This is a genomic window from Bacillus sp. CECT 9360, assembly GCF_918741275.1.
Taxonomy (GTDB): domain Bacteria; phylum Bacillota; class Bacilli; order Bacillales; family DSM-1321; genus Peribacillus.
On sequence record NZ_CAKKNA010000006.1, the window covers coordinates 60903 to 77993 of the forward strand.

The 17091-nt window shown below is 43.0% G+C and carries 20 protein-coding genes; 1 reads left to right on the forward strand and 19 read right to left on the reverse strand.

The genetic code is table 11. The features are described 5' to 3' along the window. Positions 1-128: 128 nt before the first annotated feature. The 10 genes from panD to LQ216_RS08755 all read right to left on the reverse strand — a co-directional run bounded on the left by panD (position 129) and on the right by LQ216_RS08755 (position 8371). Positions 129-512, reverse strand: a complete 384-nt coding sequence (panD, locus tag LQ216_RS08710) for an aspartate 1-decarboxylase (protein WP_230128914.1) — start codon at positions 510-512, stop codon at positions 129-131. 17 nt (positions 513-529) lie between these two features. After that, complete coding sequence (panC, locus tag LQ216_RS08715; RefSeq protein ID WP_230128915.1) at positions 530-1375, reverse strand: pantoate--beta-alanine ligase; 846 nt, start codon at positions 1373-1375, stop codon at positions 530-532. Continuing rightward, on the reverse strand, positions 1375-2208 hold the full coding sequence (panB, locus tag LQ216_RS08720) for a 3-methyl-2-oxobutanoate hydroxymethyltransferase (protein WP_230128916.1): 834 nt from the start codon (positions 2206-2208) through the stop codon (positions 1375-1377). The genes panC and panB overlap by 1 nt, the downstream gene beginning before the upstream one ends. Before the next feature lie 551 nt (positions 2209-2759). Further along, positions 2760-3740, reverse strand: coding sequence for a biotin--[acetyl-CoA-carboxylase] ligase (locus LQ216_RS08725; RefSeq protein ID WP_230128917.1), 981 nt, complete (start codon positions 3738-3740; stop codon positions 2760-2762). Further along, positions 3725-4921, reverse strand: coding sequence for a CCA tRNA nucleotidyltransferase (locus LQ216_RS08730; protein ID WP_230128918.1), 1197 nt, complete (start codon positions 4919-4921; stop codon positions 3725-3727). The genes LQ216_RS08725 and LQ216_RS08730 overlap by 16 nt, the downstream gene beginning before the upstream one ends. Before the next feature lie 23 nt (positions 4922-4944). Then, positions 4945-6081: an N-acetyl-alpha-D-glucosaminyl L-malate synthase BshA gene (gene bshA, locus LQ216_RS08735; protein WP_230128919.1), complete on the reverse strand. Its 1137-nt coding sequence runs from the start codon at positions 6079-6081 to the stop codon at positions 4945-4947. Positions 6082-6083: 2 nt separating this feature from the next. After that, a complete protein-coding gene (gene bshB1 / locus LQ216_RS08740) occupies positions 6084-6797 on the reverse strand; it encodes a bacillithiol biosynthesis deacetylase BshB1 (RefSeq protein WP_230128920.1) in 714 nt (237 codons plus the stop codon). After that, positions 6787-7206: a methylglyoxal synthase gene (mgsA, locus tag LQ216_RS08745; RefSeq protein ID WP_230128921.1), complete on the reverse strand. Its 420-nt coding sequence runs from the start codon at positions 7204-7206 to the stop codon at positions 6787-6789. The genes bshB1 and mgsA overlap by 11 nt, the downstream gene beginning before the upstream one ends. Positions 7207-7218: 12 nt before the next feature. After that, on the reverse strand, positions 7219-8019 hold the full coding sequence (gene dapB, locus LQ216_RS08750) for a 4-hydroxy-tetrahydrodipicolinate reductase (protein WP_230128922.1): 801 nt from the start codon (positions 8017-8019) through the stop codon (positions 7219-7221). Then, a complete protein-coding gene (locus tag LQ216_RS08755; RefSeq protein WP_230129113.1) occupies positions 8006-8371 on the reverse strand; it encodes a nucleotide pyrophosphohydrolase in 366 nt (121 codons plus the stop codon). Before LQ216_RS08755 ends, dapB begins: the two co-directional genes overlap by 14 nt. 168 nt (positions 8372-8539) lie before the next feature. Here LQ216_RS08755 and LQ216_RS08760 point away from each other — a divergent pair, with 168 nt between their 5' ends. Further along, positions 8540-9412, forward strand: a complete 873-nt coding sequence (locus LQ216_RS08760) for a YitT family protein (protein WP_230128923.1) — start codon at positions 8540-8542, stop codon at positions 9410-9412. A gap of 59 nt (positions 9413-9471) precedes the next feature. Here LQ216_RS08760 and LQ216_RS08765 read toward each other — a convergent pair whose 3' ends face one another. From LQ216_RS08765 to LQ216_RS08805, 9 genes are all read right to left on the reverse strand, one after another. Continuing rightward, positions 9472-10149, reverse strand: a complete 678-nt coding sequence (locus LQ216_RS08765) for a zinc metallopeptidase (protein WP_230128924.1) — start codon at positions 10147-10149, stop codon at positions 9472-9474. 56 nt (positions 10150-10205) lie between these two features. Next, a complete protein-coding gene (gene ypjB, locus LQ216_RS08770) occupies positions 10206-10991 on the reverse strand; it encodes a sporulation protein YpjB (protein WP_230128925.1) in 786 nt (261 codons plus the stop codon). A 189-nt stretch (positions 10992-11180) separates the two neighbouring features. Continuing rightward, the gene (locus LQ216_RS08775; RefSeq protein WP_230128926.1) at positions 11181-11771 is read right to left on the reverse strand and encodes a DUF1405 domain-containing protein; all 591 of its coding nucleotides are present in this window, start codon (positions 11769-11771) and stop codon (positions 11181-11183) included. Positions 11772-12009: 238 nt separating this feature from the next. Further along, positions 12010-12786: a menaquinol-cytochrome c reductase cytochrome b/c subunit gene (locus tag LQ216_RS08780; RefSeq protein WP_230128927.1), complete on the reverse strand. Its 777-nt coding sequence runs from the start codon at positions 12784-12786 to the stop codon at positions 12010-12012. A gap of 54 nt (positions 12787-12840) precedes the next feature. After that, positions 12841-13515, reverse strand: a complete 675-nt coding sequence (qcrB, locus tag LQ216_RS08785) for a menaquinol-cytochrome c reductase cytochrome b subunit (protein WP_230128928.1) — start codon at positions 13513-13515, stop codon at positions 12841-12843. 3 nt (positions 13516-13518) lie between these two features. Beyond that, positions 13519-14025, reverse strand: coding sequence for a ubiquinol-cytochrome c reductase iron-sulfur subunit (locus LQ216_RS08790; RefSeq protein ID WP_230128929.1), 507 nt, complete (start codon positions 14023-14025; stop codon positions 13519-13521). Positions 14026-14190: 165 nt separating this feature from the next. Then, positions 14191-14646, reverse strand: coding sequence for a YpiF family protein (locus LQ216_RS08795; protein WP_230128930.1), 456 nt, complete (start codon positions 14644-14646; stop codon positions 14191-14193). Between the two features lie 161 nt (positions 14647-14807). Next, the gene (locus LQ216_RS08800; protein WP_230129114.1) at positions 14808-15359 is read right to left on the reverse strand and encodes a ReoY family proteolytic degradation factor; all 552 of its coding nucleotides are present in this window, start codon (positions 15357-15359) and stop codon (positions 14808-14810) included. Between the two features lie 43 nt (positions 15360-15402). Further along, a complete protein-coding gene (locus LQ216_RS08805; protein ID WP_230128931.1) occupies positions 15403-16674 on the reverse strand; it encodes a tetratricopeptide repeat protein in 1272 nt (423 codons plus the stop codon). Between the last annotated feature and the right edge of the window lie 417 nt (positions 16675-17091).

Below are 17091 nucleotides of genomic sequence, written 5' to 3' on the forward strand. Positions count from 1 at the left end.
CTTCGTACACCTCAAAAACCATCATAATCTCGTTCACTTTTTTATACCATATCATTTTATACCTACAAATGGAACGCAGTGATTCTCAGAAAAGAAAAAACCCCTCAGATGGAGGGATCTCTTAATCCTTACATAATCGTCGCTTCAGGCTCGTGGGCGATTAGCTCGACAATTTTATTGTTTTCGCCCATTATGGCCACCTTAGGCTTATGGTCGCGAACCTTTTCTTCCGGGACAATTACATAGGAAATGACAATCACGATATCATCCGGCTGAACCAATCTCGCAGCCGCCCCGTTCAGGCATACGACACCGCTTGCTCTTTCTCCTGGGATGATATACGTTTCCAGTCTTGCTCCGTTGTTGTTGTTTACGATCGCCACTTTTTCATTTGGCAGCATCCCGACCGCATCCAGGATATCTTCATCGATCGTAATGCTTCCCACGTAGTTCAGATTAGCCTCGGTTACACGAGCACGGTGTATTTTCCCATTCATCATTGTACGAAACATAAAAGTTCTCCCCCTTTTTAGAGTGTTAGGGTTATATTGTCAATCAATCTTGCTTTCTTGAATTTGACGGCAAGGGCAATGATTATTTTGCCGTGGAGCTTACTTACAGGTTTTAATTCCGGATAGGAATGGATTTCGATATAATCTACTTCACCGCTCGTATGGTTTTCGATATGTTCTCCCATCATGGCGATAAGCCGTTCAGGACTGTCCACCCCATCTTCTATTGCCCGTTTGGCAGACGTGAGGCTTTGATATAATGCCTTTGCTTCTTTGCGTTCGTCCTCTGAGAGGTAAACGTTACGCGAACTCTTTGCAAGGCCGTCTTCTTCACGAACGGTCAGGACCGGAACCAATTCAATGTTAAAATGGAAATCCCTGATTAAGCCGTCCACGACGGCTACCTGTTGCGCATCCTTCATCCCGAAGTAGGCCTTGTCCGGATTGATGATATTGAACAATTTCGTAAGCACGGTGGCAACCCCGTCGAAATGCCCCGGTCTTTTGCTGCCGCATAAGACATCAGTTCGGTCTTGAACTGTCATTTTTACTGATGCCGGGCCACGATACATTTCCTGTACAGATGGGAGAAAGATGTAATCAACACCTGCATCTTCCGCGATTGTTTCGTCCCTGTCCATATCGCGCGGGTAAGTTTCGAAATCTTCGCTCGGTCCGAACTGCGTCGGGTTGACGAAAATACTGAGTACTAAAAGATCATTTTCTTTTCTGGCATTAGCCAGTAGACTTTGATGCCCCTCGTGCAGAAAACCCATCGTAGGGACATAACCGACGCTTTTGCCGGTTTTCTTTTCCGCACGAATCGTTTGCTGCATTTCACGGACAGTAGTAACGATTTTCATTATTTGCCTCCGTACAATGCTGAAACTTCTTCTTCCTTCATGGTAAACATGTGTTTCTCTTCAGGAAATTCTTTAGCTTTTACCTCTTTGACATATTGGGAAAATGCGGCCAGAATTAACGCATTTGCGTCTCCGTATGTTTTCACGAATTTTGGAACACGGTCCACCCCGTAATTGACGACGTCATGGAACACGAGGACTTGTCCGTCTGTTTCAACTCCCGCTCCAATCCCGATTGTTGGAATATTCAATGCTTTCGTAATCATCTCGGAAACTTGATGCGGTACACATTCAAGCACTAAGGCAAGCGCGCCTGCTTCCTCGCATTTCTTCGCATCTTCAAGCAGCTTCCCGGCCGCTTCCGCATCTTTCCCCTGCACCTTGTATCCACCAAGTACCCCGACGGACTGAGGCGTTAGGCCAAGATGGGCGACAACGGGCACCCCTGCTTTTGTAAGGGCGGCAATCTTTCCAGTCACTCCGTCCGCTCCCTCAACCTTTACCGCATCTGCCTGACCTTCCTGGATAATGCGGGCGGCGTTCTTTAATGTTTCGTCTATCGAAAGGTGATAACTCATAAAAGGCATGTCCGTGACGACGAATGTATCCCTCGCCCCTCTTTTAACTGCTTTCGTATGGTGAATCATGTCGTCTACCGTTACCGGTATAGTCGATTCATAACCAAGAACGACCATGCCCAAGGAGTCACCGACAAGGATCATGTCAACATCCGCCTGTTCTGCCAGCTTAGCTGTCGGAAAGTCGTAGGCTGTCAGCATGGCAATCTTTTCACCATTTTGCTTCATTTTCATAAAATTCCCGGATAATTTCATTCTTCTTCCTCCTTTATAATTAGAGGAGATGAAACACCAGCGCCTGAGCTGCTGTCGCATGATTACTTCGTTTGTTCAAAAAAGAGACTGACTCTAGTAGGATATAAACGAACACCGCAATAACAATAATGAGCAAGAAAACTTGCATCGATATCGTCATGGAGGGCCGTTCATACCGCTACCCAAGTCAACCTCTTGTTAACATCCAGAAGTTTCATCCCTCCGTCCCCGTCCAGCATACTGGATCAAGGCAGAAATTTATTTTCAGGTTCAAGTTCAAGCAGGTGCAGTTCCAAGGATACTGCCCAATGAAATTATATCAATTTCCTTTTAAAAATGCTATCACTATACTTTACTATATTAAGTTTAGTTTATGAATTTAAAGCTGTTGTCCCATATATTTTTGGCTCATTCATGTGAAACCGGGGTTTCACATGCCTTTCAGCATAGCTGAAAGGTTAAAGCACAAATGTGCCAAAAATCAACAATATTATTGATCAATGTGTAATTCTTTAGTTCTACTTATATGGACCTGAAAATTTTCTGGCATGTCAGGGCAACTCTATATCCGCGGAATAGATGCTATGGATTTTTCCATTGTCATCTTCAAGAAGTAGCACTCCGTCGTCGGTTATGCCAAGCGCTTTCCCGAAAATCGTTTCCGTCAGGGTGGATGCCTTAATTTCCTTCCCTAAAGAGACGGCGTAGCTTTCCCACAGAATTTTTATCGGGGCAAAGCCTTTGTCCAAATAAAGCTGATAGAGTTTTTCCATGGTCGCCAGAATGTTCTGAATCAGCTTTGCTCGCGAAATCGTCTCGCCTGACTCTATAGAAAGGGAAGATGCTTTCTGCCTTAGTTCTTCAGGAAAATCATCGATTGTTTGGTTTACGTTGATCCCAATACCAATGATTACTGAATGGATTCGGTCTGCCTCTGCCTGAAGCTCAGTCAGGATGCCGGTCACCTTTTTATCATGAATGAGTATATCATTCGGCCATTTGATGCCTGGCATGAGATCGATTGTTTCCTCGATTCCCTTAGCCACTGCCACGGCAGCAAGCAATGTTAACTGAGGCGCTTGTTGAAAAGGAATATTCGGTTTCAAGATCAAGCTCATCCAAATGCCTGAGTATTTGGGTGAATGCCAGCTTCTTGAAAGTCTCCCTTTGCCAAATGTCTGCTCTTCAGCTACGACGAGAGTACCTTCCACAGCTCCATCTCCGGCTAAACGGTGTGCGATTTTCTGAGTGGAATCCACTGAGTCTTCATAATGGACAGATTTTCCGAAAGTTTTCGTGTTCAAGCCTAGATGGATTTCATCGGCGGTCACCTTTTCAGGCTTGCTGACAATCCGGTAGCCTTTCTTGCGGATTGCTTCCAGTACATATCCTTCACTGCGCAAGTCTTCGATATGCTTCCATACCGCAGTCCGGGAACAGCCGATATATTCAGCGATACCCTGGCCAGAGATAAATTCCCCGCCCGCTTTTGAAAATGCTTCAATGAGTTTACTTCTTACATCCGATCGCAAAACATAAGCCACTCCTTTATCGCTTCTTGTCGGTTAACTGTTTCCCCGTTAAGGATGGATTTTAGAATAAACTGTAATTCTTCCTTAATCCAGGAGCCCGGGCGCCTGCCATACCAGGTTACAAGATCATTGCCATTGACCGCAAGTTCTGACATATCATGAATTGGCAGCCTCTCAACCGCTTCCCTAATCCTTCGTTCAGACTCACGCTCGTCTTTATTTTCAAGAACCGCCATTACCCTTACCACTTTTACTGCTTCTTTCATTCCCGTTGTTAAAAGCGCCAATCTGTCGTTTGTAAAATCCGTGCCGGCTGTTACGTGTCGGCTTATACTTTGAATTTCCCTTATCTGTTTTAGAGGCATTTTCCACGCTCTCAATAAAGACTCGATATGATCGATCTGACAGAGAATCATTAGCAAAGACCATAATTCAACCGGATCATCTGTCTTCTGAAGCGGCAGGGCTTGAAGTGCTTCCAAGGCTTTTCCTTGACTGGAGAACCCCGGTAAATATGTATAAAGGCCGCTTGCATTCAGCAGTTCAAAAGCCTTTTTTCTGCCTTTGCCTTTTAACATTTTTTCAAACTCGCCGAAAATACGTTCAACCGCAATATTTTCTAACAGATAACCGTTTTTTTTCAGTGATTCGAGCGTTTGTCCATCCAATTCAAAAGTGAGCTGGCTGACAAAACGGATAGCCCGCATCATTCGGAGCGCATCCTCACGAAATCGCTCATCAGGATTGCCGACAGTAACGATCCGTTTTTCAACAATGTCTTTTTTACCATGAAACGGATCAATCAAATCCCCGTCTTTATTCATCGCGATCGCATTCATCGTGAAGTCTCTTCGTTTTAAATCTTCCTCAAGCGTCCGGATGAATTGGACCGTATCAGGCCTACGGAAATCTGAGTAGCCGGTTTCCGTCCTGAAGGTGGTTATCTCATATCCCTCTCCATCTTGAATGACCATTACGGTACCATGTTCAATGCCGATATCGACCGTTTTTCGGAAAATGGATTTTATTTCCGACGGAGTCGCTGATGTGGCGATATCCACATCATTAATTTCTTTGTCGAGAAGGTAATCCCGGACAGAGCCTCCGACAAAGTAAGCTTCAAAGCCCGCTTCTTCAACTTTTGTCAAGATGGGTACAGCTTTTAGAAATGTCTGATTCATGGAGGACAACCTCCTTTTATTGATCATGTATTTTTTTGTGACACTAATTCACGGTAAATGGCTTCATATTTGGCAGTGATGGTATCGGAACTGAACTTGGTTTGCACCCTACTCACGGCCGCTTCGGATACGCGTTGATACAGCTCAGGATCAGACAGCAGTTCAACGGCTTTTTCGGCGACGCCTTCAATATCGCCAAGTTCACAAATATAGCCTGTCTTCCCATCCTCAATGACTTCAGGAATTCCGCCGACATTTGTACCGATGCCAGGAACGCCGCAAGCCATTGCTTCGAGCAAAACAAGGCCAAAGCTTTCTTTTTCAGAAAGCAGCAGAATCAAATCGCTGATTGAATATAATTCTTCCAGATTATCCTGTTTGCCAAGAAACAATACATGGTCTTCCAGGCTGAGATCCTTAACCAGTTTGCAAACGACCGTCATTTCGGGTCCATCTCCGACCAATAGCAATTTGGCCGGGATTTTTTTTCTTATTAAATCAAAAGCCTGCACGACATCATTCACCCGTTTGACAGCCCGGAAATTGGAGACATGGATACATACCTTCTCCGAATCAGCGATGCCATATTGCTCACGCAAATGACGGGAATCCGTTTTTTGATAGACACGTTCATCAATAAAGTTATAGACGGTGTGAATATCCTTATCAGGGGCGATCAATTCCATCGTTTGGGTGACCAATGCATCCGAAACTGCTGAAACAGCATCCGATTTTTCGATGCCGAACTTAATCAAATCCTTCAAGGATGGATCGTAACCTAAAACCGTTATGTCCGTTCCATGTAATGTCGTTACGATCTTAACATCGGTTCCAGCCATTTGCTTCGCTAATATCGCGCATACAGCATGCGGGATCGCATAATGCACATGCAGGATATCGAGTTTCTCCCTTTTGATTATTTCCGCCATTTTGCTCGCAAGTGCAAGGTCATAGGGCGGATATTGAAAGACGGAGTAAGAATTCACTTCTACTTGATGATAGTAAATATTATGATACATCTTGTTTAGACGAAAAGGCATGCTTGAAGAAATGAAATGAATTTCATGTCCCTTTTCAGCAAGCAGTTTTCCGAGCTCGGTCGCTACGACTCCCGAGCCTCCTACAGTCGGATAACAGGTAATCCCAATTTTAAGTTTCATAATTAATCTCCTAATAAGTCAGCTGAGAGCAGGAGCGGTTTTTTGGAAATAAACCCTTCCGCATATGCGACTCCTGCCCCGTGGCCAAACAATCGCTCCCTGGCTTCCACCGTTTCTATGTAGCCGTTTACTAACGGGGTTTCCACTGCGTTTTCATCCTTTTGAAACTGACTTTCATAAGCTCGCAGGCTATCAAGCTTCTGACTGATCGTTTCGGAAATATCAATCAAAAAATCAGGCTTATGAAATCCATTTATCATATACAGATATAAATGATTTGCCTTATGGGGCCCCTCCACCCCCGGCCCGGTTTCTTCTCTATATTTCCTTATGCCTGCTGAGAAGGCCGCTTCCTCTACCAGGCGCATGCAATTACCGTGGTCGGGATGGCGGTCTTCATAATAAGGGGCGAAAAGGAGCTTGGGCCTGTATCTCCTAATAATGGCAACAATCTCATCAATCGCATCTTTGTTCATAAATAATCCGCGATCAGGCAGGTCAAGTGAAATTCTTTCAACACCGAGAATCGCAGCCGCTCTCTTTGCTTCCTGAATACGTTTCTTGACCGTGCCGTTCGAAGACAGCTCCGCCTTTGTCAGATCGCATATGAGTATTTTCTTGCCTAGAGCAGCATATTTCGCGAGGCTCCCGCCCATTCCGATTTCAACATCATCGGCATGCGCGCCAAAAGCCAGAATATCGACATCATTTCCCATTCGTCTTACCTTGTCCCCGGGCAATATCTCTCCATGACATATACCCATTCTTCAGTCCGTGAATCAATACCTCTGCAGTCCCCATATTGGTTGCTAGCGGTACATTATAGACATCTGACAGCCTGATTAAGGCTGTGACATCCGGCTCATGCGGCTGAGCCGTAAGCGGATCACGGAAAAAAATAATCATGTCCATTTGATTATTGGCAATCATCGCGCCAATTTCCTGGTCTCCTCCAAGCGGACCCGATTTGAATCGATGTATGCCTAAGGATACTTCCTCGGAAATCATCTTGCCGGTAGTCCCGGTCGCATATAATTCATGCTGTTCAAAAATATCTTTGTACGCAGTCACAAACCTGATTAAATCTTCCTTTTTTTTATCATGGGCGATCAAAGCTAATTTCAACCGTATCCTCTCCTATTCGATGATATTCTCTAAACCATATACCAGGCTATCCAGGTTCATCACAGTTTCAACCGCCAGTTTTACCCCTGACATAAAAGAGGCACGGTTAAAGGAATCATGACGCAGCGTAAGCATTTGTCCATCGGCTCCGAACATAACCTGCTGATGCGCGATTAATCCCGGAAGCCTGACACTATGTATATGCATGCCTTCAATATTGGCGCCGCGGGCACCTTTTATCGTTTCTTTCTCCGCATGATGTCCCTGTTCTTTCGGTTGTCTAACGTTCTTGATCATTTCAGCTGTTTTAACGGCTGTACCTGATGGTGCATCCAATTTTTGATCATGATGCAGTTCAATAATCTCGACATCAGGGAAATACTTTGCCGCCATTTGTGAGAATTTCATCATTAAAATGGCGCCGATTGCAAAGTTTGGCGCGATGATGCAACCGCGCCCCGTTTCCTTTGTAAGCCTATCAAGCCGTTCTAAATCCTCATTCGAAAATCCCGTTGTCCCGACAACAGGGCGGATACCTGAAGTTAAGGCCAGTTCAGTATGCAACATTCCCGTTTCGGGTGTCGTTAAATCAATAAGCACATCCGCATTAACGTTTGAAAAGCATTGCTCCGCATCGGAAAATACGGGTGCATCCATTCCTTGAAAGCCTTCGATATCTTTTAGATTCATCCCGTCATGCTTGCGATCAAGGACGGCTACGAGTTCAAATTCATCTGTTTCGTGAACCAGTTTAACGGCTTCGCTGCCCATTCTTCCCCTTGGCCCGGCTATGATAATTTTAATTTTCTCCACTGTCATCGATCCCCTCTGTTTGATTCCCGATTCGTGTCCATCTGTCTTTGTCACGTGTATTGAATTTGTTCATGACCGCATCATGAGCAGACTGTAAATCAATATGTAAAGAGTTGGCAAAGCATATGATCACAAATAGCATATCTGCAAGCTCTGCTTCCACGGTATTTTCATCTTCCGTCGATTTTTTCGGCTTTTCACCATAAGAATGGTTAACCTCCCGGGACAGTTCCCCCAACTCTTCTGAAAGCCTGGCAAGCATAGCGAGCGGACTGAAGTATCCTTCTTTAAATTGGCTTATGTATTGATCCACTTCTGCCTGAAGTTCTTTTAATGTTTTCCTGTTTTCCAAATGATCACCTTTTTCTCTGCTATATCCTGTTCTAATGTTAGCGAAAACTTTCGGTTCTGACAAACATTTTCGCCGCCGCAGCCCGGATTGCTACTGGCTGATTATTCCTTTATAATAGTGTTCATTCGAAGAATTGGAATTCAAATGGCACGGGAGGTAGCTGATTTCATGTTTTCTGGCTTAAAGTTAAAAAATATATTATTTATTTTGCTCGGTTCCGCCATTTTCGGCTTTGGACTGATTCATTTTAATATTCAAAATAACCTTGCTGAAGGGGGATTTACCGGACTGACACTAATCATCTACCAATTAGCCGGAATAAACCCTTCCTACTCAAACCTAATTTTAAATATACCTCTCTTCTTTCTCGGCTGGAAATACCTTGGCAGGACTGCCTTCTTTTATACGATAATTGGAACCGTCAGCCTTTCCGTATGGCTATGGATTTTCAAACGATATCAATTTGATATACCTCTTCACGACGATTTGATGCTCGCCGCCCTATTTGCAGGGGCTTGTGTCGGCATCGGTCTCGGAATTACGTTTCGATACGGCGGCACGACAGGCGGTGTCGATATCATTGCCAGACTGGCTTTCCGCTATACCGGCTGGAGCATGGGAAGAACCATGTTTTTATTCGATGCGGTAGTCATTGCACTTTCGATCCTGACCTATCTTGATCACCGGGAAGCAATGTACACGATCGTAGCTGTCTTCATTGGGGCAAGAGTGATTGATTTTATGCAGGAAGGTGCTTATTCGGCAAGAGGAGCGATGATTATTTCCGATAAAAATACGGAAATCTCGGAAAAAATCATGAAGCAGATGGACCGGGGCGTCACAGTACTAAGGGGATATGGCTCTTTTTCAAAAACGGAAAGAGAAGTGCTTTATTGCGTCGTAGGCAGGAACGAAATTGTCCGGCTCAAAAACGTAATCACTTCCGTAGATCCACACGCCTTCGTATCTGTCAGCATCGTACATGATGTTTTGGGAGAAGGATTTACACTTGATGAAAACAAAAATCCCATTGAACGATAAAAAGCGGAAAATAAAAAACCAACTTCGGCTAACTACCGAAGTTGGTTTTTTCGTGCTAATTAGTCTTCACTGCGAGTCATTCCTGTGTACATCAGAACCAGTCTCACTAATTCAAGAACGGCGACAGCGGCTGCGGCAACATACGTTAACGCTGCGGCATCAAGAACTTTTTTCGTTTCTTTTTCTTCATCATTTCTGATAATTCCCAAAGAAACAACCTGATCCATCGCTCTTGAGGAAGCGTTAAATTCAACAGGCAAAGTGACAATTTGAAACACTACGGCAGCTGCCATAAAAATGATACCTAACAGCAACATCCCTGATAAGTTGGCAAATATCCCAATCATGATCAAAATCCAAGAAAAGTTGGATCCCAAACTCGCCACTGGTACTAACGTATGGCGGAGGCGAAGGAAAGCATAATCCTGCTGGTCCTGGATGGCATGTCCAACCTCATGAGAGGCTACGGCCGTCCCAGCCAATGAATGGCCGTGATAGTTGCCTGACGACAATCTGACTGTTTTTGAACGGGGATCATAATGATCGCTTAAAACACCAGGCGTCTCTTCGACTGTAACATTGTATAACCCGTTTTCGTCTAGAATCTGCCTTGCTACCTGCGCACCGGTCATCCCTGTTGAGGACGGGACTTGAGAATATTTCTTATATGCCCTCCTTACCTTCATTTGGGCATATATCGGAATGAGAATGATAATCGCGAAGTAGATAATATACATGTCTTCCTCCTAGTTGTATAGTCTTATCTTAATTTTATGTTTTCAGAAGGGAGGTGTCAATCATTGTGTTCTTTCATTGTTTTTTCCTTGCCGCCTTTATATTTTCTCCAACCAACGTAGGATAATGTTAAAATAATGATGCTCCCTGTAGAGATAATGACCCACCAAAGAGAAGGATCTGCTTCATCTTCGTTCATCTCATCAAAAATAGATTTTAAATCCTGCTGCAGTGCATCCAATTCATTTTGGCTTTCCTTCTCAGAAAAAACCTGGGTGCTATTTTGATTGATATATTGCAGGCGGCTATCCAGCTTTTGAATCTTTTCTGGTGCGAGATCCACCTTTAAGCTTGGATAAATCATGTCATATTGTGATAGCAGCGTATTGAGCTGTACATGAAATTCCTCTGGGTTCTGTTTCTCTACAGCAGCTCTTGTCTGACTGAACGTAACCATCATCTGATCTTCCATGGCCGTCCATAATGGCTGATGTGTCGACTTAATGGCATCAACCACCAGCCGGAATTTAGTCACAGCATTATTTTTCTCCACAACGGAGGCTTCATTGTTGTTTACGGCCTGCAGCGCCTGATTATGGGCCACGGTTATAATCCGAAGTTCGTCCATACTAAAAATCTCTTCCTTCGCCGTGACCTTTAAAAACCGTTCTGAAAAATAAGTCAGCATTTTTTCTGTATCTTCATATCTCTTCAGCTTGGTCAGCTGCAGCGCTTCATCAGAAATTTCATCTAATTGTATTAAACTAGAAGAGGATTCTGCATGAACATTAGAAAAAGAAGCCGCAAAAAGTACGAAAACCAGCAACAGGATTTTTTTTATCATACCTTGTCCCTCCTCATTCCTCTACTACACCATATGAGAGAGGATTTCAGAGTAGACCTTATTTTCAAAAAATGTGCAAACGCCCTAGTAGTAATGAACATCGACTAAAACCTGCCACATCTTTATGTATTCGTCCTGGGCAAGTCCCATTGGCGAGCCTTTTAGGAAGAGACAGAGTTGTCGTCCCACTTATAGTGATAGGGTGTGCCGGTTCTTTCTGATGCCAAAATAATAGCCGATAAAAATGGAAAGGATGCTTAACCAAAAAGTAAAATAGCCAATCCGGTCATTATATTGCATGAGGTCACTGTACCTAGGCATCATATCGAATACATAATCAATAATATCGTTATGAACGGTCCAGATTGCCGCTATAATCAGGTGCCACACTTTTATCCGGAAGAACGGGGAATATAAGATTCCCTGGATCGCCATTCCTAGATGTGAAGCCATAAGCATAAAGCCTTCCCACGGCAAATATCCTGTCGTATACAGCGTTAATAGGTTCATCACAACAGCCCAGATTCCATATTTAAAAAGCGTCACAATCGCCAGTGCCTCAAACAGTCCCCAATTCGTTTTCAATAAAAAAGCAAGCAGGACAAACACAAAAAATAAACTGGCGGTCGGGCTATCAGGAACAAAAGGCAAAAAGATGCCAGGCGTTTCCTCTAATTGATACCCATACCAATAGTATCCGTATATCGTACCGACTATATTGATGACGAAAAGTAAAAGTATCGTCGCTTTATTAGCAAGAACTCCATAAACGATGTTCATTCTCTTCCCTCTTTCTGTACACAATCAAGCATTAATTACGATACACCCATTCTACCTTCATTTTCCGTTGAATCCAAGTTTTTCTCATGTAAGAAAAGCGCAACGCCCCTGTTACATCGGTGTGGCGAACCTGGCGCAAGTCACGTCCTGTAGGTCATACATAGCTGAACATCTTTCAAAGGTACTTTCTATAATTACAAAAAAACTGACAGAAAAGATTCCGTCAGTTTTTCATACTTTATTCTTTTGTTTTTGCTTCTGAGATAAATTTAGCCAATACCTCTAATTCTTCGTCAGTACCTTTGAACATGCCAGCCGGCATATCGCCTCTACCCTCTTTTGCGATTTCCGCAATTTCTTCAGGCTTAAGGCCGGTATCTACTAGTGTGGGTGCTGAAGCGCCGCCGGTGAGTTCAGCGCCATGGCAGCTTATACAACCATTTGCTTCATATATAGCATAGCCGTCACTTTCCTTATCAACCGAGCTTTCAGCAACGATTTGACCTTGTTTCTTAGCCGCTTCCCAGTCATGGGTAGAGACGGATTGCCAAGTAAGGAAAATAACCGACGCAACTGCCAGAAGCATGAATCCAACCGCAAACGGACGTTTAGCGGGACGTCGTTCCGGACCTCTGTCGATAAACGGAGCAAGCATTAATGCCCCGAAAGCGAGACCAGGAATGACCAGGGCTCCAATTACATTATAAGGACCGGATGCATAAGTATATTTCAATAATTGATAAAGAAATAAGAAATACCAGTCAGGCAGTGGAATATATGCTGAATCAGTCGGATCAGCAATTCTCTCCAATGGAGACGGGTGAGCAACTGTCAAGCATAAATAACCAATCAGGAAAACTGCTCCAACCATCCATTCCTTTAACAGGAAATTCGGCCAAAACGCTTCCGTTTTCCCTGGATATTCCGAGTAATCCTTAGGAATATTCGGTTTACGATGTTCAGCCGTTGGAATACGCGAGTCTCCAACGAACTTCATTCCTTTTCCACGAAGCATCGAACCATCCCCTCCTTTATGAAAAGGTTATTAATTTCAAATGAATTTGTTTTTTTACAGTGGGCCAGAAATACCCTGTTTGCGAATCATTAAGAAGTGAGCCGCCATTAAACCAAGAAGCGCTGCTGGCAGGAAAAACACGTGAATCGCGAAAAAGCGTGTCAGCGTTTGCGCCCCGATAATCGTCGGATCCCCGGCAAGCAATGTTTTAATAGCCGTACCAATGAATGGAACAGATTCAGCAATTTGCAAGCCTACTTTTGTCGCGAATAGCGCTTTCATATCCCATGGCAATAAGTAACCAGTGAACCCTAGGCCTAACATAACAAAGAAAATTAAAACTCCAACAATCCAGTTAAGTTCACGAGGTTTTTTATAGGCACCCTGGAAAAACACTCGAAGAGTATGTAAAAACATCATAACGATTACCAAGCTTGCTCCCCAATGGTGCATTCCGCGGACAATTTGTCCGAAAGCAACTTCATTTTGCAAATAGAATACTGATTGCCAGGCATTTGTAATATCAGGCACGTAGTACATCGTTAAGAACATACCTGAAAGGATTTGGATGACCGTAATGAAAAATGTCAACCCGCCGAAGCAATACACAAACGCGGAAAAGTGATGCGCCGGGTTTACATGTTCTGGAACCTCATGGTCAGCAATATCCCGCCATAATGGCGTAATGTCTAACCGCTCGTCAACCCAGTCATAAATCTTGTTTAACAATTATTACGCCCCCTTATGCGGTTTTACTTGACCTAAATAAAGAATTCCGTCTTTTTCTCTAAAATCATAAACATCCAAAGGTGATATAGGCGGTGTTCCCTCTACGTTCATACCGTCTTTTGTATATCTGCCATAGTGACAAGGGCAGAAAAACTGGTTGGGATTTGACTTGTCCGTATTCCAGTCGACCGTACACCCCAAGTGCTTACAAACCGGTGATAAAGCTACGATTTCGCCATTATCACCCTTGTACACCCAAGCGGTATTGGTTATTTCGGACGTGTACCACGCATCCACCTGCTCATATGAAAAGTCGACACGCTTTGGTTCGGTTGTCAATTCAGACACCTTTTGGTTAGTGGCGATAAAATCGCTATCCGCGCCTGCTTTCAATACAGGGTCAACAGCAAATCTGACCATCGGCATCAACATGCCTGCTGCCATGAACCCACCTATTCCGGTAAGTGTATAACTAAGGAATTGACGTCTAGAAACATTATGCTTACTCATGCATTTCCCCCCTCTATCACTAAACTTAAGTCCAAAGGACCATGATAGTAACACTATAAAACTAGGACATTACAATGATATATCAATAATTCGCCAAGGTCAACAACCTGATAAACATAAAAGTCCGTTAAAGAGTATTAATTTTAAAAATTTCAAACAAACAGATTATGATTCATTCCATTTCCGGGTAAACAAATCAAACACCTGACGCGCCTGATCATTGATCATAGCCCTTATCTGGTTATCGTCTAAATGTTCAAGCGGGATGGATGGCATCCAGATCAATGATCCTTCGAGCTCTTGTTCAAGCGCTTTCCACTCATTGTCTGAAGTGATAAAGCAGATATTTTTAAAACTGTCTACTTCAGCCATCCAGGCTTTAACCTGATCCATTCTTTTGTCCATACTAAGACTGGTCAAGTATGTCAATGAAGGCAGGAGCATGATCCGCCCTTTAAATTGATTTTCAATAGCGGCGGTTAACATGTTGATAAAATCATACATGGACGCGGATTGTTTCATTCCCTTTTCAATTGAAACAGGCACAAGCGGAATGAGTACTGTGTCAATATATTCACGCGCCTCTTCAAATGTATCAATATCCTTTGGTGTCCATCTCAAGCTAAATACCTCCTAAAAACTTGTTGAATCAAATTCCTTACTATATTAACATTTTTCTTCAGATTATAGTATCTTTGCCAATTATAATCGGTTTTACTGCTGATAAAATCAAAAATAAAAACCTTCCCGTTTGGGCAAGGCTTTAAGAAAAATTGTTGTGATTATTTATTTGGTTTGCCTAATTTGCTTAGCTGCGCTGAAAATTCCAGGAATGCCGCTTCATCATGCCGATCTAAAGCATCGTCAATCTGCGCTAACACTTTTTCCCGCTGGAATGAAAGGATCGTTTTTTCTAAAAATTGTTCAGCGACAATCTTATCCCTCTCATTGATTGTTCTGCTTTTTGGCATGAACGGGTTCGTTTCCAACACCGCAGCGTATTGATAAGAAGAATAAGCGGACTTAAAGTTAAGCTGGATATAAATTTCCTCCTCGCGATTCAATCTGATATCGTGAAAGGACTTTTCGGCATCTGTCGTCATGATGTTGGACTTATAAAACCGGAATGGCGCTTCGTCAACACAATGTGTTGACATAACGAGCCCTCGGGGGCAATATTGTGCGTTTTCTACGAAGTGAACCTTCTTCATGAGTTGGTCATGGCTCATCAGATAGTTCAAAATCCAGACACACTCTCTACGTTTAAGTTGATAATGGTTCAAAAACCAGCGAATAAAATCTTTCTTTTCATTCACAGATACAGGGGCTGCCACCATGAGTTCCCTCCTCTGTATTAATATTGTCCCTTTGGGGCATCTACAAGTGATCCTTGTCATCTGTCAGACGTTCTAAAATCATCATGTACTCGTCATTTGATGGATTTTTCAAAACAAGCTTATTAAATATTTCTCTAGCCTTGGGTCGGTCTCCTTCTTCCATTAAAAAGAATCCGTAGTCTTCTAAAAATTCTTCGTTGTTCTTAAAAGAATTATATGCTTTATGATAGTAATTTAATGCCTTATCATATTGTTCTAATTTTTGATAACCTACAGCAGAGATCCAGTCAAACTGCGGATCTTCTTCCCCATATTTCTTGACCTCTTCGATGCAGTCGAGCACATCCTCAAAACGTTCTTCCTGCATCAGCAGCTTTAATAATGTCAATGCGGCTTCTAAATAGCCAGGATCTATCGCGAGCGCTTCTCTGAACAATTCCTCCGCCGCGCGGGGTTCGTCCTTTTTTAGTGCGACCTTTCCGCCATAAAAATAAAGCTCCTTATTAAATTCATCGACCCTGATCCCCTCTTTTACAGTACTTAACGAGCTCTCTAGATCCTCAAGATGCTCATAAGCCTTCGCAAGATATAAATATAAGGAGTTATATTCACGATCAAGCTCTTTTAATTCTTTAAATTTATCAACGGCTGTCTCATAAAGACCTGCTTGGTACGCAGTAAACCCATATTCGAACAATGTGTTGATTTCAAGTTTCTCATCTATTGCCTTTTGAAAATAAGCCAGGGCTTCTTCAAACCTGCCCGAGCCGCTTAAAGCCTCTGCCACCCGCTGATTCAAATTGACACCGGCGATTTCAGTCTCTGTGGCCAGAACCTTCAGATAATGAGTAATGGCGTCATTGTCTCTTCCCTGCTGGTAATACAGCTCTCCCAGTGCGAAATCGATTAAAGGCTCTTTAGGAAGCAGGGTGCTCGCTTTCAGCAGCTTTTGCTCACTAACTTCATCCATTCCCTGCATTTGATATAAATCAGCTTCAAGAAGAAGCGCGCTCGGATACACTTCATCATCCTGACCAATTTGCTCGAGCAACAGAAATGCTTCATCTTCCTGATCATTATCAATCAAAATTTCTGCCAGTGACAAGATCAATTCGCCAACACCCGGGTATAAGCGTAATAATTGCTGATACAGATTCTTAGCTTCGTCTATAAATCCGAGCTGCAGCATTTCTTCAGCAAGCTCAAGCATGTCTTCGGTGGATTCTGATGCAGTTACGCGTTCAACATGGATTCTAGCTTCTTCAAATTCGCCTTTTTTTAAGAGTTGTACGGTTTTCTCTACTATATTCATTGTCTTTACCTTCCCTTGAGATAAAACTTTAAAAGTTACAATTTGAAACGAAAACTCCCTATTTGAACAGTGAGTGACAATTAGTTTATCATAATCAAAAGCAACAATTCCATTATTAGAGTTTGTGACTTTCCTTTCGGCAACTACGTCTCTGTCTTCTCCTTAAAAGGCTTACCAATCGGCGAGTTTTCTTTATCGCTACTGAGTTATAGCTTAATTCTCCATTGGCATGCAAATATCCTCTTTGTGAATGAATGCCAATTTTTTGTTTTAAAATCCAAATTTTAGGGTTGTCCATATTGAGGATTAACTGTGAACCCGGAAAGCATGTACAAACAATCATGTAACTTGTCTTAATAAAGGTTATGAAATTTTTATGAACTTTATGAAGGAAAGGTTCCATTATAGAATAAAAAA